The following is a 2,540-nucleotide window of genomic DNA, read 5'->3' on the forward strand; positions in this document are numbered from 1 at the left end:
GGGCATGGCTATGCCCTTGGCCACTCAGATCATGATGGCCATGGGAGAATTTCTCCAGGCCTGGTGGTGGGTTCTGCTGGGTGGAATGGTAGCCGTCTGGCTCGGGATCCGGATGTACGTCAAGACCGAGAGGGGGCAGAAGGTGTGGGACTCCCTCAAGCTCAGACTCCCGCTTGTGGGGATGATCCTCAAAAAAATCGAGATTGCCCGATTTTCTAGAACGCTCGGCACATTGCTGGGGAGCGGGGTGTCGATTCTCATGTCCATGCGCATCGTCCGGGGCGTGGTCATCAACACGGTCCTGGGGGCCAAGTTGGATGTCGTCTATCAGGACCTCAAGCAGGGACGGATGCTTTCTCGTTCCATCGAGAAGACCGGAGTCTTTCCGGCCCTGTCCGTGCACATGGTCGGAGTGGGCGAGGAGACCGGCCGTCTGGAGATCATGTTGAACAAGGTGGCTGATATTTATGATAAAGAGCTCCGGGCGACCATCAAGACCCTGACCTCTATGCTCGAGCCGATCATTATTTTGGCCATGGGGTTGGTCATCGGAGCCATGATCGTGTCCATGCTCCTGGCTATCTTCAGTGTCAATGATATCAATGTGTAAGAAAATATATACCGGAAGGTGCAATATGCCGTTTGGAACACGAAGCAGAGATCAGGGCTTCACGCTGATCGAAATCCTCATCGTCATGATTATTTTGGGTCTTTTGGCCTCCCTGGTCGGCCCCAAGCTTTTTAAGAAGGTCGGCGGGGCTAAACAGAAAACGGCCCGCGCCCAGATCGAGCTTCTGGGTACGGCCCTGGATTCCTACCGTTTGGACGTGGGTTCCTATCCGAGCACCGAGCAGGGTCTGGAGGCCCTGCTCGAGAAGCCCCAGGGCGTGGAGAACTGGGACGGTCCTTATCTGCCTAAGGATGTTCCTCCGGATCCGTGGGGAAATCCCTATGTCTATAAATGTCCGGGTGATAACGGTGATTATGATCTCTCTTCCCTGGGCATGGACGGCAAGGTCGGTGGGGACGACGAGGCCCGGGACATCAACAGCTGGGAGAATTGATGCCCGCTGTCTCGAGCTTTTTCCCCCAGAATTTTTTTCTTTTTCTGCGGGGGGACCGCCTTGTCCTCTACCAGTTCAGTACGGCCTTTTGGGAGAACCGGGAATGGAAGCTTCGCCGCGAGTACCGCATAGAGTCCGGTGGGTCCCTAGGTGAAACCCTGAGTGTCGTCCGGGAGGAATTTCGTCCCCGGGTCGATAACTCCTGGTTTTTTGGGCTTCCTCTTCGCTACTTCACCACGGTCAGATTTTCCTTGCCTCTGGAGGCCCAGGAAAATCTGGACCAGGCCGTGGAGTACGCCCTCATGCGTCATGTCCCATACGACATGAGTCTGGCCTATAGTCATTATTCGGCCGGGGTCGATCAGAAGGAGATCGTGGTCGATGCCACGGTCATCCCCAAGGAACCGGTTCGGGATTATCTGGAGGCCGTGAGCGCCGCAGGTATCACCTTGTCCGGAGTATTCCCCTCCCTGGCGCTTTGGGCCTGGCAAAACGGTGAAAACGGGGTGTATGTCTCCGGTGGGAGCCAAGAGACCGAATTGTTGGTCTGGAAACGGGGGGCGGTCGTGTTCCAGGCTGAGGACCATGGCGACGACCATGCCTCGGGCCGGACCTTCATGCAGAGTTTGTCTCCCGTCTTGGAGAATATGCCCGGAATTCCCAGGGCGACTTTTTTTTGGGAGCCGGATGTGGCCTTGACCGACCAGGTCGCCTGGCTGGGGAGGGATCTGGTTTCGGCCAAGGAGATCAAGGCTCTTCGTTCGGTGGTCAGCAGAAAGTTCGAGGAATTTTCGTACCAGATCAATCTGGTGCCTGTCGCCGTTCTCAAAAATCGAAAAAAGACCTTCTGGATTCAGATTGCGGCTATTTTTTTTCTGGTCGTGGCCGTGGCCGCTTATCCGGTGGCGAGAGTGGCAGGAAAGCGCCAGAGCCTGGCGGCCATAGAGGACAAGATTGCCGCTTTGAAGACACAGGCCTCTGAATTGGCCGGACTGCGTGACGAAAATGCCAGGATCACCGATTACCTACAGAAACTGGCCAAGGAAGCCGAATCCCATGTGGCCGTTGCCGAAATTTTGAAGGAAGTGACCGAAATCCTGCCTCAGGACGCCTGGCTGAGTACATTTCTTTTTTCCAAACGCCAGATTCAGATCCGGGGCTCGGCAAAATCGGCCACGGTGGTCATCGAGGCCCTTGAGAATTCCCCACTGTTTAAAGAGGCCAGATTTGACTCTCCGGTGACAGCCCAGGGAGAAAACGAGCTTTTTGCCATAGTGGCTCAGCTGGAGTGACCGTGATCGAATCTTCAAAGATCGCTGACATTTTTTCTCGATTGAGAAGTCGGGACACGCTTATTCAGATCGCCGTGGTCCTGGGCCTTCTCGTCGGGGCCAATGCCGTGTGGGGCTGGTACGATCGGACCCTAGGTGAACTCGAGGACGAGATCCTCATGAAGACCTTGCGGTATGAAAAAGA

4 protein-coding genes are annotated in these 2,540 nt (G+C 55.6%); all 4 read left to right on the forward strand.

Features of this window, described 5'->3' with window-relative positions:
• Positions 1-610: type II secretion system F family protein (locus EOM25_13925; GenBank protein NCC26272.1), on the forward strand; the 610-nt coding region annotated here is incomplete at its 5' end.
• 25 nt (positions 611-635) lie between these two features.
• Entirely contained in the window at positions 636-1,064 is a 429-nt protein-coding gene (gspG, locus tag EOM25_13930) for a type II secretion system protein GspG (GenBank protein NCC26273.1), read from the forward strand.
• Positions 1,064-2,356, forward strand: a complete 1,293-nt coding sequence (locus EOM25_13935) for a fimbrial assembly protein (protein NCC26274.1) — start codon at positions 1,064-1,066, stop codon at positions 2,354-2,356. The genes gspG and EOM25_13935 overlap by 1 nt, the downstream gene beginning before the upstream one ends.
• Before the next feature lie 2 nt (positions 2,357-2,358).
• Positions 2,359-2,540 (forward strand): hypothetical protein (locus EOM25_13940; GenBank protein NCC26275.1); only part of this gene is annotated, 182 nt, incomplete at its 3' end.

The organism is Deltaproteobacteria bacterium, from assembly GCA_009929795.1.
Taxonomy (GTDB): domain Bacteria; phylum Desulfobacterota; class Desulfovibrionia; order Desulfovibrionales; family Desulfomicrobiaceae; genus RZZR01.

Bases quoted from the DNA above. Each gene is read 5' to 3' on its own strand.
- gspG (NCC26273.1), top strand. From the start codon at position 636: ATGCCGTTTGGAACACGAAGCAGAGATCAGGGCTTCACGCTGATCGAA.
- EOM25_13935 (NCC26274.1), top strand. From the start codon at position 1,064: ATGCCCGCTGTCTCGAGCTTTTTCCCCCAGAATTTTTTTCTTTTTCTG.